The following is a 25,264-nucleotide window of genomic DNA, read 5'->3' on the forward strand; positions in this document are numbered from 1 at the left end:
TATGCATGCAAAAAGCGGGGAAAGTCACCAATAAACACACGCCAGCGGTGTCCTCGTGTCATATAAACAGGGTGGAAAAACCACACGCGGGCCGGCGCGCCCGACCGGCGCCAGCAGAAAAACGCACGGCTTGCTATCATCGCGCCACTTTACCTAGAGGAACCACCATGACCTTCTCCATCTACTCCGCTTCGATCCCCGTCTTCAAACAGATCCTGGGCAGCCTGGCCGCCATCCTGGACAAGGCGGAAACGCACGCGCAAGACAAGAAAATCGACCCGAACGCCCTTCTGCAATTCCGTTTGTTCCCGGACATGCTGCCGTTCGTGCGCCAGATCCAGATCGCCACCGACTTCGCCAAGGGCTGCGGCGCGCGCCTGGCCGGCGTGGCCGTGCCACCGTATGAAGATAGCGAACAGAGCTTTGCAGAACTGAAAGCGCGCATCGTGAAAACCATCGCCTTCCTGGAAAGCCTGCCGCAAGCCGACATCGACGGCAGCGAAACGCGCGCCATCACCACCGGCAGCGGCGAAAAGACCAAGCACTTCACGGGCCAGACCTATCTGTTCCACTACGCGCTGCCGCACTTCTTCTTCCACGCGACGACGGCGTACGACATCCTGCGCCACAACGGTATCGAAGTGGGCAAGAAAGATTTTATCGGTAGCTATTAATCGCTGGCGTCAACAGTACCGGGGTCAGTTCCTTCGGAATCGGAATGATTCCCATTGGGAAGCATTCCCCCGTCGGGTCTGACCCCAGCAGTTGCCCTTGGGTGGGCTAGGTATTCCGGCGCGGATACCCCTGCGCCAGTATCCGCACCCACACCACTTCCTTCTCTTCATCCGTCATCGACACCCAGTGGGCCACTTCCACCACGCTGCGGCCACAGCCACGGCAGATTTCATCGAAAGTCGTCGAGCACACTGCCACGCAGGGCGTATCGGGACGCGGCGGCAATTCCTTGTCACCCATCAGGACACCTTCGGCAAGCCGAGCTTTTCCCAGCCTTCGTTGCCCAGCGCTTCCAGGGTGGCGATATTCTTGTCGAAAATCTCCGACGCTTCCGGGAAGGCCTCGACGGCGCGCTCGATGCTGTCTTCGCGCAGCAGGTGCAAGGTCGGGTACGGCGAGCGGTTGGTGTAGTTGCTGATGTCGTCCTCGAACGTCTCGGCAAACTGGTAATTCGGGTGGAAACTGGCCACTTGCAGCTCACCGGCCAGGTGCATGTCTTCCACGGCCGCGTCGGCTACGTCAAGAAACTCGTTGTAGTCGAGGAAATCGTTCAGGGTGTACGGATGGATCAGCAGGGTCGTGTCGATTTGCTCGGGATCCGTGTCGGCCAGGGTTTGCAGCTCGTCCATCAGCATCGCCAGCAGATCTTCGGGATTGCTCGATTCGCACACCACATAGCGTATCTGCTTCTTGACGTGCACGGCCTTGGCGAACGGGCACAGGTTCAGGCCGATCACGGCCTTTTCCAGCCAGGCAACGGTATTGGCGATGATGACGGCGTTGTCGTCGTCGTGGCGCGGCGGGGTGTTCATATACTTGACTCTCTATCAATATGGCGACCGGCGGCTGAATGGCCGGCCAAAGCCAAATTGTACGCACTTTTGCGCAGCCTCATGCCGGGCGCCATCCAGGCTTGCGCCAGCCTTCTCGCCATGTATGCTATAACAGCGGCCGAATCACGCATTGGGCAAATTAAATTTGCAATAATGACAGCATTTGCGAATGGAAACTCAGCCGTTTCCGACTTATTGCCGCTTATTTCCTGTCATCATGCTGACATAATTCTTGACTCCGGCATGTGGATATACGTACACTCGCTGCTGAATCATGGGTCTGTCCGATGTTTCTCCGACGACAACAATGGAACACTATGCACGAAAACTCCTTTAAATCTACCGTCCTGGCGGCGTTGGCCCTGGCGCTTGCGCCCGCCCTCAGCCAGGCGTACGAAGCCGGTGTTGAGAGCGATAACGCGCCAGTCGCCGCCGCCGCACCCGCCCTGATCCCGATGACCGCCCAGGTCACGGCGAAACTCCCCACCCTCGACAACCGCCTGCAAAAGACCGACCGTCTGCTGAAAAACCTCAGCGACAATTCCGATCCGCTGCGCGAAGCCGACGTCTGGGGCCGCATCCGCAGCGGCTATGCAATTCCCGACATCAACAACCAGCTGGTGGCGAACCACGTCAACTGGTACGCCACCCGCCCCGACTACATCGCCCGCACCACGGCGCGCGCCTCGCGCTACATCTTCCACGTGGTGCAGGAACTGGAAAAGCGCGGCATGCCGACGGAACTGGCCCTGCTGCCGTTCATCGAGTCCGCCTTCAACCCGCAAGCGTTCTCGAGCGCCAATGCGGCCGGCATGTGGCAATTCGTGCCCGCCACCGGGCGTGATTTCAACCTCAAGCAAAACATGTTCAAGGACGAGCGCCGCGGTGTGCTGGCCTCGACGGATGCAGCATTGACGTACCTGCAGCGCCTGTATGACATGTTTGGCGACTGGCAACTCGCCCTGGCCGCCTACAACTGGGGCGAAGGCTCGGTGCAGCGCGCCATCAAGAAAAACCAGGCGCTGGGCAAGCCGACGGATTTCGAAAGCCTGGCCGACCTGATGCCGGCCGAAACGCGCAACTACGTGCCGAAACTGCAAGCGGTAAAAAACATCATCGCCAATCCGGCCCAGTTCGGCCTGACCCTGCCCGTGGTCGACAACCAGCCGTATTTCACGGCCATCGACAAGACCAGCGACATCGACATCACCGTTGCCGCCCAGCTGGCCGAACTGTCGATGGATGAATTCAAGGCCTTGAATCCGCAATTTAACCGCCCCGTCATCATCGGCGGCGAAAAGACCAAGATTCTGTTGCCGCAGGAAAACGCCGCCAAGTTCACCACCAATCTGGCGCAATGGGGCCATGCCTTGTCGAGCTGGACGACGCACAAGATCACCAATGCGCGTGAACGCATCGAAACCCTGGCGTCGAAATTCGGCACCACGGCCGACGTGCTGCGCCAAGCCAATAACATTCCCCAGCGCACCAGCCTGCGCGCCGGCTCCACCATCCTCGTGCCGAAAACCTCGGCCACGATGAACAAGGACATCACCCAGGAAATCGCCGACAGCGCCACCATGCTGCTGGAAGCGGACCGTCCGGAACGGGCCGCCAAGGCACTGCGCCGCGCCGCCAAGGGTGGCAAGGTGCAAGCCGCGCCAATTTCCCTGGTGAAACCGCGCATCCAGCGTGGCGGCGGCAATAGCCGGGCCAAAGCGCGTCACTGATCGCCTGAGTTATTGACGCACCTCACCGGCCGCCACAGCTTTGCTGTCGCGGCCGGTTGCACATCCGCCTTACCCGTCCACCACCCAGACAGGAGTCGTCATGGCTTTCTTGCAAGGCAAAAAAATCCTCATTACGGGCTTGCTGTCGAACCGCTCCATCGCCTATGGCATCGCCAAGGCTTGCCACCGCGAAGGCGCCACCCTCGCCTTCACGTATGTGGGCGAACGCTTCAAGGAGCGCATCACGGAGTTTGCGGCCGAATTCGGCAGCGAACTGGTGTTTGACTGCGACGTGTCCAGCGATGAACAGATCAACGCCGTCTTCAGCGACCTGGCGCGCCACTGGGATCAATTGGACGGCCTGGTGCACGCCATCGGCTTCGCGCCGCGCGAAGCGATCGCCGGCGACTTCCTCGACGGCCTGTCGCGCGACAGCTTCCGCATCGCGCACGACATTTCCGCCTACAGTTTTCCCGCCATGGCCAAGGCCGCCCTGCCGCTGCTGCATCCGGGCGCCTCGGTCCTGACACTGACCTACCTGGGCGCCGTGCGCGCCGTGCCCTACTACAACACCATGGGCCTGGCCAAGGCATCGCTGGAAGCGTCCGTGCGCTACCTGGCCGAATCGCTGGGTCCGCGCGGCATCCGCACCAACGGCATTTCCGCCGGCCCCATCAAGACCCTGGCCGCTTCCGGCATCAAGGATTTCAGCAAACTCCTGGGCTTTGTGGCCGAGCACGCCCCGCTGCGGCGCAACGTCACCATCGAAGAGGTGGGCAACACGGCCGCCTTCTTGCTGTCCGATCTGGCTTCCGGCATCACGGGCGAGATTACCTACGTCGATGGCGGCTTTTCGCAAGTGATGGCCGTCAATCCCGAAGTAGAGTGATGCGGTGATGGTCGATATTTATCGGTTGTCACTTGACAACCGACTGATATCGACCTACATTGGAGGCATCGCATGGCGCGCTCCTCGCATCCGAAGAAAGAAATCGAAGCGGCGCTGCGCCACGCGGAAAGCCAGGGCTGGAGAGTGGAAATGGGCGGCAGTCATGCCTGGGGGAAAATCTATTGCCCCTACAATGACGACGGCTGCCGCTGCGGCGAATTCTGCATCGCCTGCATCTGGAGCACGCCAAAGAATCCCGGCAACCACGCGCGGGCGATCCGGCGAGTGGTCGACAATTGCACCTTCAATAAACTGATCCACGACTGCATGCAACGCAAACCCAGGGGGTAACAATTATGGATTACATCTTTACTCTCAAGTACCGCCTGCCCGACCACGAAACCGATCTCGACGCGCTGGCCGAGCGCCTCGGCAGCGGCGGTTGCGACGACGCCCTGGTCGGCATCGGGCAAGCGGGGCGCCTGGCGCTGGAATTCACGCGCGAGGCCAGCAATGCCAGGGAAGCGCTGCTCAGCGCCCTGGCCGACGTCAAAGCCATCGTGCCCGACGCCGTGCTGGTCGAGGCATCGCCCGACCTCGTGGGCTTGAGCGATGTGGCGCAGGTACTCGGCCTGTCCCGGCAAAACCTGCATAAACTGATGAGCAAATACCGCCACAGTTTCCCCGTGCCCGTGCATGAGGGCAGCGCCACCATCTGGCACCTGGCCGACGTGCTGGCGTGGCTGCATGCCAAGGGAACGTATCAGCTGGAACGCAGCCTGGTCGAACTGGCACAGGTCACCCGGCAAATCAACCTGGCCAGAGAAACGCGACAGGCGCCGCCGCTGTCCGCCGACATCGTGGCCATGCTCAATTAAAACGCGCAAAATCTACGTATTCCTACTGATTTCACATAGGAAACATCATCAAAACGTGGTAGGACTGTCGTTTCTTCCCATTTAGACCGTGCAAAACGGCATCAAATACGGTATAGTGTCGTTGTGCGCTGCAATATGTTTCCTTGAAGCGATGGCAACACCGCAGTCCAGCACTACAAACTTAGCAGCTTCGCAAGCCTTAGCGCATCCACAGGATGCCGCTTATAAAGCCCTCCCGCCTTGTGTGTCGCACCTGACACCGTCCCGGCGCAAAGCTTTTGTGCCGAAATTTCTTTTTAGTTGAGTCATTTCGTTTTGGTTGGCGTTGCTATTTTGCGTTCTGCTTTTTGCAAGAACGCTGATTTTTACGAAAGAAAAGAATGACATTTGAATCCTTAGGCCTGCATCCGTCCATCATCGCCGCTCTGACCGAATCGGGCTACACCGCGCCAACCGCGGTACAGTCGCAAGCGATTCCAGCCGCGATCGAAGGCCGTGACCTGCTGGTCTCGTCGCAGACCGGTTCGGGCAAGACGGCAGCTTTCATGCTGCCATCGCTGCACAAACTGGCCAGCGCCGAACAAAGCGCCGCCGGCAAGACGCCGAACCAGGAAATGCAAGCATCGCGCGCCCGCGGCGAGCGTCCACGTTTCAAGGCTGCCCAGCCAAAAATGCTGGTGCTGACGCCAACGCGCGAACTGGCCCTGCAAGTGACCACCAATACCGACAAGTACAGCACCGGCATCCGCCGCATCAAGGCTGTGTCGATTCTGGGCGGCATGCCTTACCCTAAACAGATGCAATTGCTGGCCAAGAACCCTGAGATTCTGGTCGCGACCCCTGGCCGTCTGATCGACCACATGGATTCGGGCAAGATCGACTTCTCGCAACTGGAAATCCTGGTGCTGGACGAAGCCGACCGCATGCTGGACATGGGTTTCATCGACGACATCGAAAAAATCGTGGAAGCGACGCCAGAAGGCCGTCAAACCATGCTGTTCTCGGCAACCCTGGACGGCGTCGTTGGCAACATGGCCCGCCGCATCACGAAGAACCCACTGGTCATCCAGGTGGCTAGCTCGAGCAACAAGCATGAAAACATCACCCAGCGCGTGCACTTCGTCGACGACCTGTCGCACAAGAATCGCCTGCTGGACCACCTGCTGCGCGACGAATCGCTGGACCAGGCTGTTGTGTTCACCGCCACCAAGCGTGACGCCGACACCATCGCCGACCGTCTGAACATCGCCGGTTTCTCGGCTGCCGCCTTGCACGGCGACATGCATCAGGGCGCGCGTAACCGCACCCTGGACGGCATGCGTCGCGGCCAGGTCAAAGTGCTGGTTGCCACCGACGTTGCCGCCCGCGGTATCGACGTGCCAACGATCACCCACGTGTTCAACTACGACCTGCCGAAGTTCCCGGAAGACTACGTCCACCGCATCGGCCGTACCGGCCGCGCTGGCCGCAATGGCCTGGCCATCTCGCTGGTGAACCACGCTGAAGGCATGAACGTCAAGCGCATCGAACGCTTCACCAAGCAATTGATCCCGGTCAATGTCATCGAAGGTTTCGAGCCTAAGAAAACGGCGTCGGCACCACGTTCGAGCGCCCGTCCAGGCGGCTGGAAACCGGGCGACAACCGTGGCGGCGCGAAGCCAGGCCAACGCACGTTCAGCAAGCCAGGCGCACCACGCAAAGACGGCGCACCGAGCACCGGCGGCGGCTACAAAGGTTCCAACCCGCGCAGCACCGACGGCGCACGCCGCAGCTACGGCGACCGTTAATCACGGCGCCATGCCGCCCACAGGCGGCAGGCAATAAAAAACGGCCACCAGATCACTCTGGTGGCCGTTTTTTCATGTCCGCCGCATTTATTTTTTCGACACTTTCTGGCGCGACAGCTTGCGCAGCTTGGCCTGCTCGAAGCGCGCGTGCTGCTCCGGCGTCTCCAGCACCAGTGGCGGCACGGCCACGGGCTTGCGGTTGGCGTCCACGGCCACCATCGTGAAATAGCAGCTGTTGGCATGGCGCACCAGGCGCTGCTGGATGTTTTCCGTCACCACGCGGATACCCACTTCCATCGATGTCGTGCCCGTGTAATTGATCGACGCGAGGAACGTCACCAGCTCGCCCACGTGGATAGGCTGCAGGAACATCACCTGGTCCACGGACAAGGTCACCACATAGCTGCCCGAATAGCGGCTGGCGCAGGCATAGGCGACGCTGTCGAGGTATTTCAGGATGGTGCCACCGTGCACGTTACCGGAAAAATTGGCCATATCAGGCGTCATCAGGACCGTCATCGTCAGTTCGTGGGCCGACCAGTTCATCGCGCTGTCCAAAGTGTTCTCCAAAGGGGAAATTAAAAGTGAGGGAAGATGTGAAAACCGGCCACGAGGGCCGGTTGTGAGCCTTACAGACCCAGGGTGTCGATGTCGGCCAGCGATTCGCGGCCCTTGTCGGAAATGTCGTGGCCTTCGCCTTCGGCGCGCGCCACGATGTGGGCTTTCTTGCCCAGGAAATACGCCACGTCCGACTCCAGCTTGGTCAGCGGATCGGTGGCGACAGCGCGCAGCCCCATGATGCAGCGGCGCAGGAACAACAGTTGTTGTGCTTTCTCGGTGATGGACAGACGGCCATCGCGTGCATAGCTGAGCAGCTTCAGGCCGGACAGGCGCTTGGCATTGCGGGCCACGCAAGCACTGGGGCGCTCGGTCTTGATGCCGCGTGCAACTTGCTCCAGCGCGTCATATTCATCGGTTGTTAATTTCTCGTTCTTCATTACTTTTCCATAAAAGGCCAGGTGTTCGGCCCCCATGGTACGCGCCCCGCTGCGCATCGGCAACAGGCAACGTGAATCAGTCTCCGTCCGCGCGGCGAACGGATGGCTGAAAGACGGGCTGGACAGCCCTTATTTATAGCTGCGCAGCAGCAGCCAGGCCAGGCCGCAACCCGCCACGGCGCCCGCCAGCGCCAGCGCCAAAAGGTTTTTGCTGGTGATCACAGGCCGCCGGCCCAGGTAGATTTTGTTATGCAAGGAATTGCCCACGATGGTCTCCTGTACAAGAATTTTTATGATGTCTCATTATAAGAACAGAATCGTGACGGCCGCATGACACTCGACAGTTAGCGTTTGATTTGTATCCAGTCGGCAACATTTATTGACGTTTTTGTTGTTTAAATGGCGTGGCGCCGGCGGCCGCCCCGCAGTCCATTTCCGATAGGAAATAAACGCGGCGCGCGTCCCCCCTCCGCAGGCCATGGCGCGGTGCAACGGTCCGAAAACCACTCAATGCATTTTCACGGGCGGCGGCGGCGGCGGCGTCGGCTCCTCGACCGGCACGGGATCAATGTGGGGCGGCTGTTCCGGCGGCGGCGTGAGCGGGTCGCCTTCCGGCGGTGGCGGCATATCGGGTTCGGGCGTGCTGTGCGCACGCAACGGGTCAAGATGGAATTGTGGCTGCATGGTGGCCTCCTTTGCCCCACTGTAGCCGATGCGGCCAAATCCTGGCGCCCGCCAGCGGCACGCTGCAGGGAACTAAACGGCGTGGCGCCACTCCAACTTGACAAGCATCCCCTCCAGCTACGAGTGCAAGCGATTTCCATGGCGCGCAAGAAAATCCTCTTTATGGCCGAGGCAGTGACCCTGGCCCACGTCGGCCGTCCCCTGAGCCTGGCCCAGGGCCTGGACGAGGACAAGTACGAGGTGCATTTTGCCTGTGCCGACGGCTATGACTTTTGCTTCAAGCAAGCGCCCTTCCGGCGCTGGCGCATCGACAGTATTTCATCGCTGCAATTTCTGCAGGCGCTGGCGCACGGCAAGCCCGTCTATACGGAAAGTACGCTGCACGCGTATGTGGAAGACGACTTGCGCCTGCTCAATGCCGTCCAGCCCGATCTCGTGATCGGCGACTTCCGCCTGTCGCTGTCGGTCAGCGCGCGCCTGCAGCGCATTCCCTACATTACCGTCAGCAATGCCTACTGGAGTCCCTGGGTGCGCCAGCACTACACGGTGCCCAGCCTGCCTCTGACAGGCATGCTGCCCATCTGGCTGGCCGATCCCCTGTTCCGCCTGATCCGCCCGCTGGCCTTCGCCTCGCACGCCGTGCCCCTGAACCGCGTGCGCCGCCGCCATGGCCTGCCATCCTTGGGCAGCGACTTGCGGCGCATCTATACGGATGCCGACCGCACCTTGTACGCGGATATTCCGCAACTGTTTCCGCCGCAAGCCATGCCGGCCACGCACGACTACCTGGGCGCCGTCATCTGGGCGCCGCCGCTTGATTTGCCCGACTGGTGGCAGCGCCCGGAACTGAGCAGCGGACGGCCCATCATCTATGTCACCCTGGGCAGCTCCGGCCAGGGGCAATTGCTGCCACGCGTGCTGCGCGCGCTGGCGCCCCTGCCCGTCACCGTACTGGCGGCCACGGCCGGCACCATCCGCGTCGACGCCGTGCCGCCGAATGCCTATGTCGCGCCCTTTCTGCCCGGCGACGCGGCCGCCCGGCGCGCCAGCCTGGTGATCTGCAACGGCGGCAGCCCCACCAGCCAGCAGGCGCTGACGGCGGGCGTGCCCGTCATCGGCATCGCCAGCAACCTCGATCAATTCCTCAACATGCACGGCATCGCCGGGGCCGGTGCCGGCCTGCTGCTGCGCGCCGACCGCTTCCAGGAAACCGCCCTGCGCCATGCCGCCACGCGCATGCTCGACGATGGCCGAGCCAGGTTGGCGGCGCGCCAGCTGGCCACGGCCATGCGCGACTATGTGCCAGGGCAACGCTTGCTGCCCCATATGCACGCCCTGCTGGGCTCTTTGCCACCAGGCGGCCTGCCTTGACGGGCGGCGTCGGTTTTTCTTACAGAGCGTCCGGCAACACCTGCAGTACGTCAACAAAAGCACGCCAAGTCCTTGATTTCAAAAGAACCTCATGCGTTGGCATGGAAGTCGCTTAGATCTGGCCATGAGCACCTGCCGACAGGACTCAAGCAAGACTTCCAGACTCACTCAACCACGAGGTGAATACAATGAAACTCTCGAAACTGAAACTGCTCCCGGCCGCAGCGGCACTGGCCATGCTGTGCGCCGCCGGTAGCGCACAGGCGGGCGCCTACGGCTATTCCTACAACAACATCTTCGGCCTCGTGATCGCCGTGCCAACGGGTCAGATCACGGTGGCCAACAGCACCACCATCTCGCGCAGCACGGCCACCCTGAATGGCGTAAGCGTCATCAATGGCGGCTCCGGCTCGCTCGATGCCCCGCGCGCCAACGTCGGCGCGGTCACCAAGGGCGAGAACGATTTCACGCAACAGGGCCCTCTGGGCAACTACTCGCGTGGCGATGCACAGATCGTCAGCACGCAATTCCCCTCGTTCCCCGCCGGCTCCACTTCCACGCAGGTCGTCAACGTGGCCGAAGCCCACCTCGACGGCCCAGCTGGCACGGCCGATGCCTCCGGGCGCAACGGCTCGACCACGGGCTTTTCCGTCGATTTCATCGTCGGCTCACCCACGGCAACCTTGAGCTTTGACTTCCTGGCCTCGCCCTTCATGCAGGTCTTCCTGCAAAGCACGGTCGGCCAGCTGTCCACCGCCACGGCCAACCTGGTCGTCACCTTCACCATCACGGATGCGACCGGTGCGACGGTGTTCAACTGGACGCCCGATGGCGCGATCGGCTCGGGCATCTTCGGCGGCACTGAAAACGCCGATGGCGCCAACCTGAACACCAGCCTGGCGACCAATTTCCTCACGCGCGGCAACCTGTTCACCTACGACCCTTCCGGCTGCGGCACGCCCACGGGTACCGGTGTCGGCACGGTGTGCGGCAGCAATTTCAGCTCCGTCAGCAATGCCTTGACGGCCGGCAACTACACGCTGACCCTGAATGCGGTGGAAAGCGTGGATCTGGTGAAACAGCAAGCGACACCGGAACCAGGCACCCTGGCCTTGCTGGGCCTGGGTCTGGCTGGCCTGGGCTATGCCCGCCGCCGCAAGGTTGCCGCCTGAACCAGGCAACAGGGGGGACTTACAGGCGAGGGGCTCTCCTCGCCTTTTTTATGTGGCAAACCTGTCGGTTTTCCTTACAACGCGGCCGATCAGGAGATGAGGATTTTCATGACTATATTTTCTTGCACCCGGCTGCCAACAGTCCTCTTAGCTTTTCTGCTGCTGGCCAGCAGCGGCACTGCCAGTGCCGCCGCCTACGGCTATTCGTACACCAGTGTCTTTGGCCTGGTCATCAGCAATCCCACCGGTTCCACCAGCTTGCTCAGCAATATCGACCTGTCGCGCACCACCGCCACGCTCAACGGCAGCAGCATCATCAATGGCGGCAGCAACGAGATCGACGCGCTGCAAGCGAAGCGCGGCGCCGTTACCAAGGGAGAAAACGACTTTACCCGGCAAGGCATGGGCAACGCCTCGTATGCGCGCGGCGAGGCGCAGATCGTCACTTCGCAAATCCCCCCTTTTCCACCGGGCTCGACCAGCACGCATACGGTGAATGCGGCGGAAACCTTTCTGGCGGGCGGCGGCAGCGCCGACGCCTCGGGACGCAATGGCTCCAGCACCGCGATGACGGTCAATTTCGTCGTCGGCCAACCGGGCGCAACCCTGGCCTTCGACTTCCAGGCCCTGCCCTTCATGCAGCTGTACCTGGACGCGCTGGCCGGCACGGGATCAGCGGCTACCACCAACATGGCGCTGACATTTACCATCATCGATGAAAATGGCCAGATCGTCTTCAACTGGGCGCCCGATGGCAACCTCGGCTCCGGCATCCTGGGCGGCACCGAACTGGCCGATGCCGCCAACCTCAATACGGGCTACGCGCAAACGCCGCTCACCAGCGGCAGCATGTTTACCTACGACCCCAGCGGATGCGGCGCGCCCACCGGCACGGGCGTCGGCACGACGTGCGGCGGGCAGTACGGCGCCGTCACGGATAATCTGGCGGCGGGCAACTACACCCTCGTGTTGAACATGCTGAACAGTTCCGAACTGGCCTACGTGCCAGGCGTCACGCCAGTGCCGCTGCCCGGCACCTTGCCGCTATTGGCGGCTGGCCTGGCAGCGCTGGCTTGCCTGGCGCCACGACGCCGACGCAGACGCTGATGCTGGCGCGCGCCTCACTGCCCCGCCGCGGGCGCCACCAGCAAGTCCTGCAGCGGACGGCGCAGCGAGCGCGCACTGGCGGCCGGCCCCGCGCCTATGCGTCCGAGAAACACGGCCCGGTCAAATGCCGCCGCCCCCAGCACGGCCTGGCATTGCACGGCCAGCTCCTGCGCCATTTCCTGCATGCCATCGGTGCGTGAAAAAGTGCGCCGTTCGCGCACATAGCGGGCAAAGATCAGCGGCGTCAGCTCCGGCTGCAACTGCAGTCCCAGCTGCGTGGCCGTCAGCCAGAAACGCTGCATGGCGCGGCCGGCCGCCACGTAATCGTCGATATGGCGCGGCGGCGCCTCGGCCAGCAACACGAAATGCGCGCCGCAATACAGGCCCGGCAGCAAATCCATCTGCAGGCGCGGCGCCACGGTGCCCGCAAGCCAGGTATTGAAAAAATCCACGCGGCGCCAGCTGTGCATGACCCAGCGCATCAGGCGCGCCGTCATCGGATCGACGCCGAGCGCCTGCTCCGGGATGCGGTCGCTGCTGTAGCGCGCCCCCCATTCGATCACGTCGCGGTGTACCTTGTGCGCCTCGGGCATGGTCAGGCGCAGCTTCGCATTGTCGAACATCAGGCGCGCACAGGCCAGGCGCGCGCGCCCGCCTTCGAACCACTGCACGCCGTAGCCGGGCGGCAAACTGGCCGCCAGCGCCGCCTTTTCGCTGGCGCGCAAGCGGCGCGTGCTGAGCCGGCGCCGCTGCACGCTGCGCTGCGGCAAGAAGGCCGCCAGCGGATCGGGCGGCATGCCGGGGCTGTCGAGCAGGTGCACGTCAAACGTGGGCAAGTTGTCGGGCATCGACAGGCGCCGGCGCGCCTCCATGCGCAAGCCGTGGCTGCTGGCCGCCAGCGCCATGCTTTCGAGCAAGGCACCGAGCGACAACTGGCTGGGATGGCCGTCGAGGTCGTACACGCAGTGGCTGCGCGTATCGAAGCCATGCACGACCACGTGGCGCGGGCCCGCGACTTCAAAGCGCCACGGCTGCGTGTTGTCGCCGCTGGGGGCCCAGCGCGCCTGGTCGAGGATGTTTTCCAGCACAGAATCGATCTGCGCGATCTGCGGTGCTTGCGCCATTTATGCCCCCTGCGCCGCGCGGCGCCGCTTGATGATGGCCATCGTCAGGCGCTGCAGCGGATGACGGTTACCGCCGGGACGCCAGGTATGCACGAGCTTGTTGCGATAGGCGTCGAAATGCATGCCGTGCGGCGCCGCCATCACCTTGCCCCGCTTTAACAATATCTTCAAGGCTTCCGTGGCGGCCGCGCCTGCGCACAACTGGCAGCCCATGATGGTCGACGGCCCGCGCCGCTCTTTCAGGTTGATGGCGGACGGGTCGACCAGGTAGGGAGCGTGCAAGCCGGCCGGCGCCAGGCCGACGAGAAAGCGCAGGGCTTTTTCTTCCTCGGGCAAGTCGCCCCAGCCAAAATAATCTTCGAACGTCATGCCGCCCGGCATGAAGCTGAGCACGGCCGTGCCCATGCCCAGCGGCGCGGCCGTGATGGCGGGGATGCCCAGGCGGGCGCACGTGGCGAAGGTGGCCTGGCGCGCGGGGAAGGCGAAAAAATCCAGGCCGTCCACATACAGGTCGACACCGGCGAAGAACTCGGCCAGGTTGCTGTCGTGTATGCCGTCGGGAAATTGTTTAATCTCAAGTTCAGGATTGATGTCACGCGCCATCTGCGCCAGCACGGCCACCTTGGGCTGGCCCAGGGTGGACACCATGGCGCCGGCCTGGCGGTTGAAGTTGGCGATATCGAAGGTGTCGAAATCGGCGATGTGAAAAGCGCCGATACCCAGCCGCGCCAGGGTCAGCAAGTGCACGCCGCCCACGCCGCCCATGCCGGCGATGGCCACGCGCTTGCCGCGCAAGCTATTTTGCTCCGCCTGCGTGACCCAGCCCAGGTTGCGGGCGAACGCCGCGTGATACGAAAAACCGTCTGTCATGCTCACCTCTTCTGTGCATCCCTTGCGGACGAAAAAGTTTGGACAGGTGAGCCGGGGATAAGTTCCCCGTATGACAGAAAAAAGCGCTTAGCGCGTCAGGCGCCGCGCCGCAGGCACGCTGCGCTGTAGCGCTGCCGCTGCCGGCGCCACCGCGCCTACCTTGAACACGCTGACGATCTGCGCCAGACCCGCCGCCTGCTCGTTCATCGCCTGCGCCGCCGCCGACGCCTGCTCGACCAAGGCCGAGTTTTGCTGCGTCATGTTGTCCATCTCGACGATGGCCTGGTTGATCTGCTCGATGCCGGCGCTCTGCTCGGCGCTGGCAGAGGAAATCTCGGCCACGATATCGGTCACGTGCTGCACGCTGGAGACGACTTTTTCCATCGTCTCGCCCGCCAGCGCCACCAGTTTTTCACCGGCACCCACTTGCTCGGCGGAACTGTCGATCAATTGCTTGATTTCTTTGGCGGCCGCGGCCGAACGCTGCGCCAGATTGCGCACTTCGCTGGCGACAACGGCGAAACCACGGCCCTGCTCGCCCGCCCGCGCCGCTTCCACGGCCGCATTCAGGGCCAGGATATTCGTCTGGAAGGCGATGCCGTCGATGACGGCGATGATGTCGCCGATCTTCTTCGACGAGGCATTGATGGCGCCCATGGTGTCGACCACCTGGCTCACCAAGCCGCCCGCCTGCGTCGCCACTTGCGATGCAGAAATGGCCAGCTGGTTGGCCTGGCGCGCATTGTCCGCATTCTGGCGCACGGTCGAGGTCATTTCTTCCATGGTCGAGGCCGTTTCTTCCAGCGATCCCGCCTGCTGCTCCGTGCGCGCCGACAGGTCGTGGTTGCCCGAAGCAATCTCGCCCGACGCCGTGGAAATGGATTCCGCATCGGTCCGCACCTGGCTCACCAGATGGGCCAGGTTGTCGCGCATGGCCTTGATGGCCATCAACAGACTGGACGTATCGCCGGGACGCGTGTCGATGTGCGTGGTCAGGTCGCCCTGGGCGATTTGCGCCACGATGGCTGCCGCATAGTCGGGTTCGCCGCCGAGCTGGCCCAGGATACGGCGCAGCATCAGGGCCGCCAGGGCGCCCACCACCACCATCAGCGCGCCGCCGATGGCCAGCAGCACGCCCGCCTGGGCCCAGAACTTGTGGTTGATGTCATCGATATACGTGCCCGTGCCGATGAGCCAGTCCCACGGCGCAAATTTCACCACGGCATACATCTTTGCCACCGGGTCCTTCACGCCGGGACGCGAGCCATCCGCTTGCACCAGGCCGATGCGACTGTTGGCCAGGGCCACGCGGTAGCGGTCGCCCGACTGCTTCATGTTCTTTTGCGGCGTGCCGATGCGCGCGGGATTCGGGTGCACATACAGCAAGTCGGTGCTGAAATCGCGCACGAAATAATACATCTCGTCCTTGACGAAGCTGCCGATGGCCAGCTTGGCCTGCTGCTGGGCCTGCTCACGCGTGAGCTTGCCCGACTGTTCCAGCGCATATGCCTTTTCCACCGAGGCATTGGCCAGTTCCACCAGCACAGTCAATTGCTCGACCCTTTCCGCCATCATGGTCTGGCGCAGCGAATACAAGGAGAATGAAGCGATGAGGACGATGCCCAGCAAGGTGCTGAAACACAAGAGGAGAATGCGCGAACGGAGAGTCATGGGAGCCTGGGCAAAGAATAAAATGTGGAATTATAAACAATTTCCATGTGGAAATCTTTTCAGAAAAGCAAAGCGGGCGGCGCTACCAGGCTGATGCCCGGCAGGCACCGCCCGCATATGTCTTGCTGAAGTCTGGATGAAAGGTCAGGCCAAGGCTTCCTTGGCTGCCTCTTCCGGCGTCAAGCCGTCGTAGAACTGGTCGGTAAACCACTCGACCTGCTCTTCGATGTGGTCCTGCGCCTGCGCCACGGTAGCGCCGCCAGCCACGAGGAAGCCTTCGACCTCGATACACCAGTTGATCAACTCCAGGGTTTCCGGATCGAGCTCTTCTTTCTTAGCCATCGTATTTCCTTGCTTGTTAAATTGCGATATCGCATCAATAAGCGGCAGTTTAACAGCTTCGCCACCTTGCCGCCCATGCAGATGAAACACGAGGATTACTTGGCTGCAACGTTTTTACGTTCCGGATACAGTACCACCTGCACATAATTGTGCATGTCCAGGTAGCGCTGCGCCGCCAGTTTGACGGCTTGCGGCGTGATGGCGCGCACGCGCTGCTCGTAGCGCAGGATGTGCGCCGGGTCGCGCCCCTGCGTCACCGAACCCATCAACTGGCTCATCCAGTAGCGGTTTTCGCGCAACGACTTTTGCTGGCGCGTGATCCAGTTCAGCTTGACCTTTTCCAGGTCGGCCGCCGATGGCCCGTCCGTCTTCATCTTGTTGATTTCGGCAAAGGCGGCGGCGATCACCTTGTCCACGTTTTCCGGTCCCGTCGGCAAGTTCAAGGCCACGGAATAATGGCCATACGGATGCTGGCCCATCGACGTTTCAAAGCCGCCGCCATAGATCATGCTCATCTTTTCGCGCAGCACTTCGATGACTTTCAGGTTCAGCACCTCGCCCAGCGCCTGCAGTGTCAGCTTTTGCTCGTCCGAATACGCCACGTCGCCATTGAAGGTGATGGAAATCGTGCTTTTCGGCTCGCTGCCCATGTAGATATCCTTCTTGACGACCCCGGTCACCGGACGCATGCCCACGTCGCGGTAGGCGTGCGGCACGTCAGCCACGGGCAAGGTGCCCAGGTAGCTGGCGATCAGCGGCTTGATCTTGTCGAGCTCGAAGCTGCCCGCGAAGATGAAGGTCATGCCGCGTGCGCTGGAAAAGCGCTGGCGGAAGATGTCCAGCGAACGGTCCAGGCCCACCTTGTCGAAGTCGGCCGCGCGCGGCACGCCATCGACGCGCGGGTTGTCGCCAAACATGGCGTGCTGGATGGCATCGTAAAACACGGCTTCCGGCTGCGCCATGCTGTTTTTCGCCAGGTCCTGCTGCTTGCCGATGAAGGACTGGTACAGGCCCGCATCCTTGCGTACGTCATTGAAATACAAATACACCAGTTGCAGCATGGCTTCCACGTCGGCGCTGCTGGCCGAGCCGCCAAAGCCTTCGCTCAGCTCGCCCAGCGAAGCGCCCACATTGACCGTCTTGCCGGCCAAGACTTTTTGCAAGTCCAGCGGCGCCAGGTCTTTCAGGCCCATGCTGCCGACCACGGCGCTGGCGTAACGGGCGTTATAGATATCGGCGTCGCCGAACAGCGACTGGCCGCCGAAGCGCGTCGAGCCCATCAGCACCTGGTCATTCTTGAAGTCCGTCGGTTTGAGCAGCACGCGCACGCCATTGCCCAGGGTCAGTTCCGTCACGCCGATGGCGCTGTTCAACTTTTCAGCGACGATGCTGCCACCGTCCGGCGGCGCATCCATCAGCTTGCTGGCCAGGACTTTTTCCGTGCGCGGCTCGATGGTTTGCTGCTCGGCTTTCGCCACGGCATCGAGCAATTGCTGCTGCGTCGGCACGGTCGAGGCCGCACCGCCCGCCTTCGGCTCGGCGCCCATGAAGACCACCAGTTTCTTTTGCTGGTCGGGAATCACCTTGGCCACCGTCTCGTTGATTTCCTGCAAGGTTACCTGCGGCAAGAGTTCCTGCGCGTACAGCAATTCATTGGCGATACCGGGGATGGCTTCCTGCTCCAGGAAGTTGCGCGAGTATTCGGCCACGAAACCGGCCGAATCGGACTTGTCGCGCTCGCTGTATGCGCGCTCGTAATTGCGCAGCATGTTCTTGCGCGCGCGGTCCAGCTCATCCTGGCTGAAACCGAAGCGGCGCGCCCGCTCGTCTTCCTGCACCAGCGCATCGACGGCCGGCTGCACGCCGCCCTTGCCCAGCAAGGCGTACGCGCTGAACGATTCATAGCCGCGCACCAGCTTGCCCATGCTGCTGCCGCCCTGGATGAACGGCGGGTTCGCCTGCTGCGTCAATTCCTGCATGCGCGCGCTGAGCATTTGCCCGTACAGGTTTTCGATCATCTGGCGGCGGTAGTCGGCGATGGTGACGGGCTCCTGCGCGGCGCGGATCGGGTAGCGGATAAAGACGGTGTCGTCCGGCGCTTCCTTGTCCGTGATCACCAGCGCTTCCGTTTGCGAGCGCTGCGGCACTTCCGCATACAGGCGCGGACGCGGTTTCGCGGGATTTTTCAGCTTGCCGAAATGCTGGCGGATCATCGCTTCAGCCTGTTTCGGCTCCACATCACCAACCACCACCACGGCCATCAGGTCGGGACGGTACCAATCCTTGTAGAAACGCTTGATGGCTTCCGGCTTGAAGGTTTTCAGCACGGACTCCTTGCCGATCGGCATGCGTTCCGCGTAGCGCGAACCGTTCAGCAGCTTCGGATACAGCACCTTGTTCATGCGGTCGCTGGCGCCCTTGCCCAGGCGCGCCTCTTCCAGCACGATGCCGCGCTCGCTGTTGATGTCGGCCGGATTGAATTTCAAACCATGCGCCCAGTCTTCCAGCACGAGAAAACCCTTTTCCAGGTTTTCCTTCTTGTTGGTCGGAATCGGCAGCACGTACACGGTTTCATCAAAGCTCGTGTAGGCGTTCAAGTCGGCGCCGAACTTCACGCCGATCGATTGCAGGTATGAAATCAGTTCATTGCGCTTGAAATGCGTGGAGCCATTGAAGGCCATGTGTTCCGTGAAATGCGCCAGGCCTTGCTGGTCGTCATCTTCCAGGATGGAACCGGCTTTCACCACCAGGCGCAATTCCACTTTCTGCGCAGGACGGGCATTTTTCTTGATGTAATAGGTCAAGCCGTTCGGCAGTTTTCCGACGGTAACTTCTGGTGCCAGCGGCAAGGGATCGCTCAAACGGATTTCTGCCTGGGCCATGCAGGCGCACGCCAGCAAGACGGCGCCCGAGATCAGGCGTAATTTACTCAGCTTCATGTATTCTCAACGGTAAGATTCAGTAAGCGTACCTTACACTGAAATCGTCTTTCCGCCATTAAAAACAGCTTAGGAAAAACTGCTTTCCCCAGGCAATTTTGCCGAATAACAAACTCAACAGTGCCCTGCCAGCTTTTGTCAATTGTGCTAAAGTATTGCCGCCGGTCATGTGGACCGGCACAACAATACGTCTTCGGGGCGGGGTGCGATTCCCCACCGGCGGTAAGACCGGCAACGGTCAAGCCCGCGAGCGCTTGTCAGGTTTCGCCTGATAAGGTCAGCAGATCCGGTGTGATTCCGGGGCCGACGGTATAGTCCGGATGAAAGAAGATGTGCAGTAAACGCGATGTCCGCTCGACCTGTCGATGCGGCCGGCTGCGTCTATTCGCTTGCCCTGCAGCGTTTTTCGCCTATGCGAGGAGCGTTTCACCATGTTAGTCAACAGCTATACCCTGCTTTCCAACGATCTGGAAGGTCGCATCCAATCCGCCCTGGCCGCCATGCGCGCCGGCATTCCCGTCATCCTGCTCGACGATTTCGACCGTGAAAACGAAGCCGACCTGATCCTGTCTGCCGAGAAACTCACGAATGAAACCATGGCCCTCTTGATCCGCGAATGCAGCGGCATCGTCTGCCTGTGCCTGCCGACGGACGTCGTCAGCGCGCTGGAATTGCCGCCCATGTCGTCCGACAACGGCAGCCGCTACGGCACGCCGTTCACGGTGTCCATCGAGGCGCGCGACGGCGTCACGACAGGCGTGTCGGCCGCCGACCGGGTCACCACCATCCGCGCCGCCATCGCGCCAAATGCGAAGCCAGCCGACCTGGTGCGCCCCGGCCACGTATTTCCCCTGCGCGCCGCGCCCGGTGGCGTGCTCGAGCGCCGTGGCCACACGGAAGGCTCCGTCGATCTGTCGCGCATGGCGGGTCTGAACCCGGCCGCCGTGCTGTGCGAGCTGATGAACCCGGATGGCACCATGATGCGCGGCGACGATATCGAACGCTTCGCCGAACTGCATGGCATGCCGATCCTGACCATCGAGGAACTGGTGGAATGGCGCAGCACGCGCGAGCAATAAACTGTCAGGCGGCGACGGCCTTCGGCAGATGCACGTGCCGGTAGACGAGGCCCGCCGCCAGGCCATACGCAACGGCAATCGTCGCGTAGGCCAGCGGCAAGCGCAGCGACCAGTCCTGCACCATGTGCAGGATGCTGCCGATCAGGGCCACACCCACCAGCGCGCCGATTTGCCGGTTCGCATTCAGGGCCGCCGCCGCACTGTTCGCATGCTGCTTGCCGGCCACCCGCATCACGGTGGCCGTCATGGCGGGAATGGCGATGCCGATGGCCACGTTCATGACGGCCGTGCCCAGCGCCAGCAGCGCAAACGGCGTACCCGGACGCAAGCCCATCAGCAACAAGGCCATGACGGCCCCCACCAGCAAGCCGGCCAGCATGGGCAAGCGCGTGCCATGACGTGCCGCAATGCTTCCCGCCATGAAATTGCCTACCGTGTAGGCCGCCATCATGGGCAGCAGGCGCAAGCCCGACTGCAAGGCGTCGGCGCCGCCCGATTGCTGCAGGAACAGGCTCAATAAGAACAGCTGGCCAAACACGCAGAAATTGATCAGGAAACCCACGCCATTGGCCGCGCCAAAGCTGCTGCTGTGAAACAGTGCACGCGGCAACAGCGGATGGCTGCCGCTGCGTTCGCGCCGCAGCAATTGCCCGGCGGACAATACCGTCAAGGCCCCCGCCGCCAGCACACCGGGCGACAGCCAGCCCAGCACGGGCCCTTCGATCAAGGTAAAACTGAGACCCGCCAGCGCCGCCACGCCCAGCGCATGGCTGAACAGCGATAAATCGCGCGGCTGGCGCGCCGGCGCCGCCAAGAGCACTTGCGCCATGACGATGGCCAGCACACCCAGCGGCACATTCACCCAGAATATGCTGCGCCAGCCGAACTGGTGCACGAGGATGCCGCCGATCAGGGGGCCGGACGCACCGGCCACACCCACCAGCGCCGACCAGGCGCCCAGCATGCGCGTGCGCTCGCGCTCGTCGTCAAAGCTGTGCGTCAACAGGCTCAGGGAACTGGGCATGAACAGGGCCGCGCCCGCCCCCTGCAACAGGCGCGCGGCCGTCAAAAAATGCCCGTCGGGCGCGGCGCCGCACAGCACCGAACCGAGAATGAAGACGCCGAGGCCGCCCTGGTACACGGCTTTCGGCCCGTAGCGATCGGCCAGCGCACCGCCTGCCAGCAGCAGCGCGGCAAACGTCAAGGTGTAGCCGTCGACCACCCAGACCAGGCCCGTCAGCGGAATACGCAAGTCCAGCGCGATATCGGACAAGGCCACGTTGACGGCCGTGACGTCGAGCATGGCCATGACGAAGCCGAAGGCCAGGGTCAGCAGAATCAAGCCGCTGGCGCGGCGCGGTGTGGGGGCAGACATGGAATTCCTTGCAGGGACAGCGGGGCAGCCATTATGCGAGCGTTGCGAAATGCAGTAAACAGGCATAAAATCGGCGCCTTGATGCAAAAATGCATCACCAATCACAAGGAAACGGATGGACTGGGATAACGCGCGCATCTTTCTCGCCATCGGCCGGGCCGGCACCCTGCGCGGCGCGGCCGCCCTGCTGCGCATCGACCAGGCCACCTGCGGGCGCCGCCTGGCCGCGCTGGAAGGCTCGCTGGGCGCCACCCTGTTCCTGCGCACGCCGTCGGGCTACGTGCCCACGCCGGCCGGCGAACTGGCGCTGACGGCCGCCGAAGCGATGGAGCGGGCGGCCGACAAGCTGCAGCGCGAGATGCAGGGCGTCGACAACCGCCTGTCCGGCCTGGTACGCGTGGCCACCACCGACACCATGGCCAGCCATTTCGTCATCCGCGCCATGCAGCAGCTGCATGCGGCGCATCCTGACATCCGCATCGTGCTCAACGTGGCGCCGGCATTGGCCAGCCTGACGCGGCGCGAAGCGGACCTGGCCGTGCGCGGCGTGCGCCCCACCGACCCGGACCTCATTTCGCGCCACCTCGTCAAGCGCAGCCTGGGCCTGTACGCGTCAAAAAGCTACCTGGCCGAGCGGGGCGAACCCGTGCACGGCACGGCGCTGGCCGGGCACGACATCGTCATCTACCACCATTCCGTCACGCCGCGCCATGGGGACAAAATCGCCGGCGAGTCCGTCGCCAATGCCCGCGTCGCCATGGAAGTCAATTCGGCGGCGATGCTGCAGGACGCCACGCGCGCGGGCCTGGGCGTGGCCGAGCTGGCCACCCACCTGGGCGACATCGACCCGCTACTGGTGCGCATCTGGCCCGAGCGGGCGGAAAGCTACGACGTGTGGCTGGTCATGCATGCCGACCTGAACCGTTCTGCCCGCGTGCGCGCGGCGGCCGACGCGATCATTGCGAGCGTGGCCGGCGAATAGCGGGCTTGCCGTGCACGGCCGCACGGCTGGACAATCGCTTGTATCGAACGCATCCAATGTTAAGATGCCATGATGACCCTATCCGTCTCCCTCATCATCAGCCTGCGCCGCCTGCACCGGGCCACCATGGCCTGGCTGGTCAGCTGGTGGCGCATGCTGCATTTCGCCATCCTCGTGTTTTCGCTGGCCCTGTCGCCATCGAGCTACAACCGCGACAACCGCCCCATCCTCGCGCACCGCCTCGTGACGAACACGGCCCCGAACCTGGTCTGGTTCAGCGTGGCTTGCGCGCTCGTCAGCCTGGTGCTGATACGCATCGTCGTCGTCAGCGCGCAAAGCTACGGCCTGTCGCGCTATGCGCTGGAAATGGTGGTGCGCGTGCTGGTGCTGGAACTGATACCGCTGACGGCCGCCCTGTTCGTCGCGCTGCGCCTCACCTTGCCCGACGGCATTGCGTTTGCGCAAATGCGCTCGTCCGGCATGCTCGATACCATGCAGCGCCAGGGCGTCGACCTGCTGCGCCGCGAGTACTTTCCGCGCGTCATGTCCGGCATCTTTGCCGTGTGGATGCTGGCCATCGTCAGCTGCGTCACCTCGCTGATCCTCGCCTACATCACCATCTACGGTTTTACGCCGTGGGCGCTGCAAGGCTACACACGCGTCGTGGGGCAGATCTTCAATCCGGCCGTGGCCCTGATCCTGATGCTCAAAGTCATCTTCTTCAGCTTTGCCGTGGCCCTGATCCCGCTCGCCTCGTCCTACTATCCGGAGGAGCCGCATGGCCGGCGCAACCGTTTGTGGGCCGCGCACGGCCTGTCCGAAATGCTGCGCCTGTTTTCCGTCATCCTGCTGGTCGAAGTGGCTTCGCTGATGGGCAATTACTACTGATGCCCCGCCACCGCCAGCCAATCTTGAATCACCCATACCAGAGCCAGAAGCCATGAGCCAACCTCAAAATCCCGACCAGACCGACGTCACGGCGCCCGACGCTGTGCTGCCCGCCCCGCCGCCCGTGCGCCACGCCGAACTGAAGGCGGCCATCCTGCTCGTCTTCATGTTCGTGCTGGTGGTCGGCTCCGTCGTCTACCTGATGTATGCGCGCGGCGCCTTCGAAGCCACGCAAACGCTGGTGCTGACGGCCGACGATTCCGACGGCGTCGGCGTGGGCGCCGACCTGACCTTTTCCGGCTTTCCCATCGGCCGCGTGCAGCGCATCGAACTGGCGCCGGACGGCCGCGCGCGCGTCATCATCGACGTGCCGCGCAAAGACGCGCACTGGCTGCGCACCAGCTCCATCTTCACCCTGGAACGGGGCATCGTCGGCGGCGCCAAGCTGCGCGCCTACAGCGGCATCCTGACGGACCCGCCGCTGCCCGACGACGCCACGCGCGACTTGCTGGTGGGCGACATGGCGGCGGAAATCCCCCGCCTGCTGGCCGCCGCCAAGGACTTGCTCAACAACCTGGGCAACCTGACGGGCACCGATTCCGCGCTCGACGGCACCATGCGCAACGTGCAGGCCGTGACGGGCAAATTGAGCGGTCCGGGCGGCGCCATGGGCTTGCTGACGGGCGACGACAAACAGTCGCGCCTGCTGATCGAGCGGGCCAATGCCCTGCTGATCACGGCCGACCAGCTGGCGCGCCGCACGGATGGCCTGGTGGCCAATGCCGATACGCGCGTCTTCGGCGACAAGGGTGTGATGACGGATGCGCAGGCGACCATCGTGCAGCTGAACGCGCTGCTGGCCGACACGCGCAACAGCCTGAAAAAAGTCGACGCCGTGCTGGTCGAAGCACAAGCCGTGGGCGCCAACGCCAAGGCGGCCACCGCCGACCTGGGCCCGCTGCGCGCCGACGTGGAAAGCAATCTGCGCAAGGTCGAGCAACTGGTCAATGACATCAACCGCAAATGGCCGTTCAAGCGCAATCCGGAGATCAAACTGCCATGAGAAAACGCAACCTCACCTTGTCCGCCCTGGCCGCATTGTTGTGCACCACGCTCGCCGCCTGCTCCAGCGGCCCGCCCGTGCCGGACTGGAAAATGAATGTGCAAAGTTCCGTCGAACGCTTTCAAGCGGCCTATTTGAATGGCAATGCCCTGGTCGAGCAGACGGAATTCCGGCGCGCCCGCAGCCAGGTCGCCGGCACGGGCAAGCTTGACCTCGTGGCGCGCATCGAACTGCTGCGCTGCGCCGCGCGCCTGGCCAGCCTGGCCTTCGAGGACTGCGCCGGCTTTGACGCACTGCAAGCCGACGCGACAGCCGCCGACCGCGCGTATGCGGCCTGGCTGGCCGGCAAGGCGCAGGCGGCCGACGTCGCCCTGCTGCCGGAAACGCAGCGTGCCGTGGCGGGCGCCGCTTCCGACACGGCTGCCGCCAGCGCCGTGGCCGCCATCAAGGACCCGCTGTCGCAACTGGTGGCGGCCGGCGTGCTGCTGCGCTCTGGCCGCGCCACGCCGAAGCTGCTCGATACGGCCGTCGCCACGGCATCGGACCAGGGCTGGCGCCGTCCGCTGCTGGCCTGGCTCGGTGTGCAGCGCCTGCGCGCCGAACAGGCGGGCGACACGCAGGCGGCGCAGCGCATCGCGCGGCGCATGGCGATCGTCGAGCAGCCGCTAGCGCCCTGAGCGCGCAGATGGCGGCCCAAAGCAGGCGGAATCAGGCATAATCGAACGAGGATGACATCAAGGCCGTGCA

Annotated in this window: 26 protein-coding genes and 1 riboswitch; of the genes, 14 read left to right on the forward strand and 12 right to left on the reverse strand. The window is 63.0% G+C overall.

All coding sequences use genetic code 11. The annotated features are described in order from the left end of the window. Positions 1-167: 167 nt before the first annotated feature. Complete coding sequence (locus tag FG13_RS09240; protein WP_034779265.1) at positions 168-674, forward strand: DUF1993 domain-containing protein; 507 nt, start codon at positions 168-170, stop codon at positions 672-674. Positions 675-780: 106 nt separating this feature from the next. On the opposite strand, the gene FG13_RS09245 is transcribed toward FG13_RS09240, so the two are convergent. Continuing rightward, a complete protein-coding gene (locus FG13_RS09245; protein ID WP_035820271.1) occupies positions 781-975 on the reverse strand; it encodes a DUF1289 domain-containing protein in 195 nt (64 codons plus the stop codon). Beyond that, positions 975-1,547, reverse strand: a complete 573-nt coding sequence (locus tag FG13_RS09250) for a DUF1415 domain-containing protein (protein WP_035820273.1) — start codon at positions 1,545-1,547, stop codon at positions 975-977. The genes FG13_RS09245 and FG13_RS09250 overlap by 1 nt, the downstream gene beginning before the upstream one ends. Positions 1,548-1,885: 338 nt before the next feature. Between FG13_RS09250 and FG13_RS09255 the strand changes: the two genes are divergently transcribed. From FG13_RS09255 to FG13_RS09275, 5 genes are all read left to right on the forward strand, one after another. Further along, positions 1,886-3,298, forward strand: coding sequence for a transglycosylase SLT domain-containing protein (locus FG13_RS09255; protein ID WP_034779271.1), 1,413 nt, complete (start codon positions 1,886-1,888; stop codon positions 3,296-3,298). Positions 3,299-3,398: 100 nt separating this feature from the next. Then, positions 3,399-4,187 (forward strand): enoyl-ACP reductase FabI, encoded by a 789-nt coding sequence (gene fabI / locus FG13_RS09260; RefSeq protein ID WP_035820275.1) that lies wholly within the window; start codon positions 3,399-3,401, stop codon positions 4,185-4,187. 72 nt (positions 4,188-4,259) lie between these two features. After that, a complete protein-coding gene (locus FG13_RS09265; protein ID WP_035820277.1) occupies positions 4,260-4,538 on the forward strand; it encodes a hypothetical protein in 279 nt (92 codons plus the stop codon). A 5-nt stretch (positions 4,539-4,543) separates the two neighbouring features. After that, the gene (locus FG13_RS09270; RefSeq protein ID WP_035820278.1) at positions 4,544-5,065 is read left to right on the forward strand and encodes a helix-turn-helix transcriptional regulator; all 522 of its coding nucleotides are present in this window, start codon (positions 4,544-4,546) and stop codon (positions 5,063-5,065) included. 380 nt (positions 5,066-5,445) lie between these two features. Then, positions 5,446-6,852 carry a DEAD/DEAH box helicase gene (locus tag FG13_RS09275; RefSeq protein WP_035820280.1) on the forward strand — a complete coding sequence of 469 codons (1,407 nt, stop codon included), beginning with the start codon at positions 5,446-5,448 and terminating at the stop codon, positions 6,850-6,852. Between the two features lie 87 nt (positions 6,853-6,939). Here the strand turns inward: FG13_RS09275 and FG13_RS09280 are convergent, their stop codons facing one another. The 4 genes from FG13_RS09280 to FG13_RS30650 all read right to left on the reverse strand — a co-directional run bounded on the left by FG13_RS09280 (position 6,940) and on the right by FG13_RS30650 (position 8,534). Continuing rightward, positions 6,940-7,398, reverse strand: a complete 459-nt coding sequence (locus tag FG13_RS09280; RefSeq protein WP_034750191.1) for an acyl-CoA thioesterase — start codon at positions 7,396-7,398, stop codon at positions 6,940-6,942. Positions 7,399-7,481: 83 nt separating this feature from the next. Beyond that, a complete protein-coding gene (locus tag FG13_RS09285; protein ID WP_035820282.1) occupies positions 7,482-7,850 on the reverse strand; it encodes a hypothetical protein in 369 nt (122 codons plus the stop codon). Positions 7,851-7,979: 129 nt separating this feature from the next. Next, positions 7,980-8,117, reverse strand: coding sequence for a hypothetical protein (locus FG13_RS30645; protein ID WP_176389530.1), 138 nt, complete (start codon positions 8,115-8,117; stop codon positions 7,980-7,982). 240 nt (positions 8,118-8,357) lie between these two features. Next, the gene (locus tag FG13_RS30650; RefSeq protein ID WP_200880262.1) at positions 8,358-8,534 is read right to left on the reverse strand and encodes a hypothetical protein; all 177 of its coding nucleotides are present in this window, start codon (positions 8,532-8,534) and stop codon (positions 8,358-8,360) included. 138 nt (positions 8,535-8,672) lie between these two features. On the opposite strand from FG13_RS30650, the gene FG13_RS09290 reads away from it, so the two are divergent. The 3 genes from FG13_RS09290 (at position 8,673) to FG13_RS09300 (ending at position 12,184) form a co-directional block, all read left to right on the forward strand. Further along, positions 8,673-9,905 carry a glycosyltransferase gene (locus FG13_RS09290; protein WP_051959585.1) on the forward strand — a complete coding sequence of 411 codons (1,233 nt, stop codon included), beginning with the start codon at positions 8,673-8,675 and terminating at the stop codon, positions 9,903-9,905. Positions 9,906-10,093: 188 nt separating this feature from the next. Beyond that, positions 10,094-11,077: an EDSAP-1 family PEP-CTERM protein gene (locus tag FG13_RS09295; RefSeq protein WP_035820285.1), complete on the forward strand. Its 984-nt coding sequence runs from the start codon at positions 10,094-10,096 to the stop codon at positions 11,075-11,077. A 108-nt stretch (positions 11,078-11,185) separates the two neighbouring features. Continuing rightward, positions 11,186-12,184 (forward strand): EDSAP-1 family PEP-CTERM protein, encoded by a 999-nt coding sequence (locus FG13_RS09300; protein WP_035820295.1) that lies wholly within the window; start codon positions 11,186-11,188, stop codon positions 12,182-12,184. Positions 12,185-12,198: 14 nt separating this feature from the next. Here the strand turns inward: FG13_RS09300 and FG13_RS09305 are convergent, their stop codons facing one another. From FG13_RS09305 to FG13_RS09325, 5 genes are all read right to left on the reverse strand, one after another. Next, positions 12,199-13,308 carry a nitroreductase family protein gene (locus FG13_RS09305; protein WP_035820298.1) on the reverse strand — a complete coding sequence of 370 codons (1,110 nt, stop codon included), beginning with the start codon at positions 13,306-13,308 and terminating at the stop codon, positions 12,199-12,201. After that, entirely contained in the window at positions 13,309-14,178 is an 870-nt protein-coding gene (locus tag FG13_RS09310; RefSeq protein ID WP_035820300.1) for a ThiF family adenylyltransferase, read from the reverse strand. An 87-nt stretch (positions 14,179-14,265) separates the two neighbouring features. Continuing rightward, positions 14,266-15,849, reverse strand: a complete 1,584-nt coding sequence (locus FG13_RS09315; protein ID WP_051958823.1) for a methyl-accepting chemotaxis protein — start codon at positions 15,847-15,849, stop codon at positions 14,266-14,268. A 144-nt stretch (positions 15,850-15,993) separates the two neighbouring features. Then, complete coding sequence (locus FG13_RS09320; RefSeq protein WP_010399555.1) at positions 15,994-16,191, reverse strand: hypothetical protein; 198 nt, start codon at positions 16,189-16,191, stop codon at positions 15,994-15,996. Positions 16,192-16,286: 95 nt separating this feature from the next. Beyond that, complete coding sequence (locus tag FG13_RS09325) at positions 16,287-19,130, reverse strand: M16 family metallopeptidase (protein ID WP_035820302.1); 2,844 nt, start codon at positions 19,128-19,130, stop codon at positions 16,287-16,289. Between the two features lie 185 nt (positions 19,131-19,315). Then, a riboswitch (FMN riboswitch) is annotated at positions 19,316-19,466 on the forward strand. 95 nt (positions 19,467-19,561) lie between these two features. Between FG13_RS09325 and ribB the strand changes: the two genes are divergently transcribed. Beyond that, positions 19,562-20,209 carry a 3,4-dihydroxy-2-butanone-4-phosphate synthase gene (ribB, locus tag FG13_RS09330; protein ID WP_035820303.1) on the forward strand — a complete coding sequence of 216 codons (648 nt, stop codon included), beginning with the start codon at positions 19,562-19,564 and terminating at the stop codon, positions 20,207-20,209. A gap of 4 nt (positions 20,210-20,213) precedes the next feature. On the opposite strand, the gene FG13_RS09335 is transcribed toward ribB, so the two are convergent. After that, a complete protein-coding gene (locus FG13_RS09335; RefSeq protein WP_035820305.1) occupies positions 20,214-21,584 on the reverse strand; it encodes an MFS transporter in 1,371 nt (456 codons plus the stop codon). 115 nt (positions 21,585-21,699) lie between these two features. Between FG13_RS09335 and FG13_RS09340 the strand changes: the two genes are divergently transcribed. From FG13_RS09340 to FG13_RS09355, 4 genes are all read left to right on the forward strand, one after another. Continuing rightward, the gene (locus tag FG13_RS09340) at positions 21,700-22,566 is read left to right on the forward strand and encodes a LysR family transcriptional regulator (RefSeq protein ID WP_035820307.1); all 867 of its coding nucleotides are present in this window, start codon (positions 21,700-21,702) and stop codon (positions 22,564-22,566) included. A gap of 72 nt (positions 22,567-22,638) precedes the next feature. Next, positions 22,639-23,454, forward strand: coding sequence for an MlaE family ABC transporter permease (locus FG13_RS09345; RefSeq protein ID WP_035827750.1), 816 nt, complete (start codon positions 22,639-22,641; stop codon positions 23,452-23,454). A gap of 52 nt (positions 23,455-23,506) precedes the next feature. Further along, positions 23,507-24,517 carry an MlaD family protein gene (locus tag FG13_RS09350; RefSeq protein WP_035820309.1) on the forward strand — a complete coding sequence of 337 codons (1,011 nt, stop codon included), beginning with the start codon at positions 23,507-23,509 and terminating at the stop codon, positions 24,515-24,517. Continuing rightward, positions 24,514-25,194 carry a hypothetical protein gene (locus FG13_RS09355; RefSeq protein ID WP_035820311.1) on the forward strand — a complete coding sequence of 227 codons (681 nt, stop codon included), beginning with the start codon at positions 24,514-24,516 and terminating at the stop codon, positions 25,192-25,194. Before FG13_RS09350 ends, FG13_RS09355 begins: the two co-directional genes overlap by 4 nt. Positions 25,195-25,264: the final 70 nt, after the last annotated feature.

This window comes from Janthinobacterium sp. RA13 (genome assembly GCF_000745325.1).
GTDB lineage: Bacteria > Pseudomonadota > Gammaproteobacteria > Burkholderiales > Burkholderiaceae_D > Janthinobacterium > Janthinobacterium rivuli.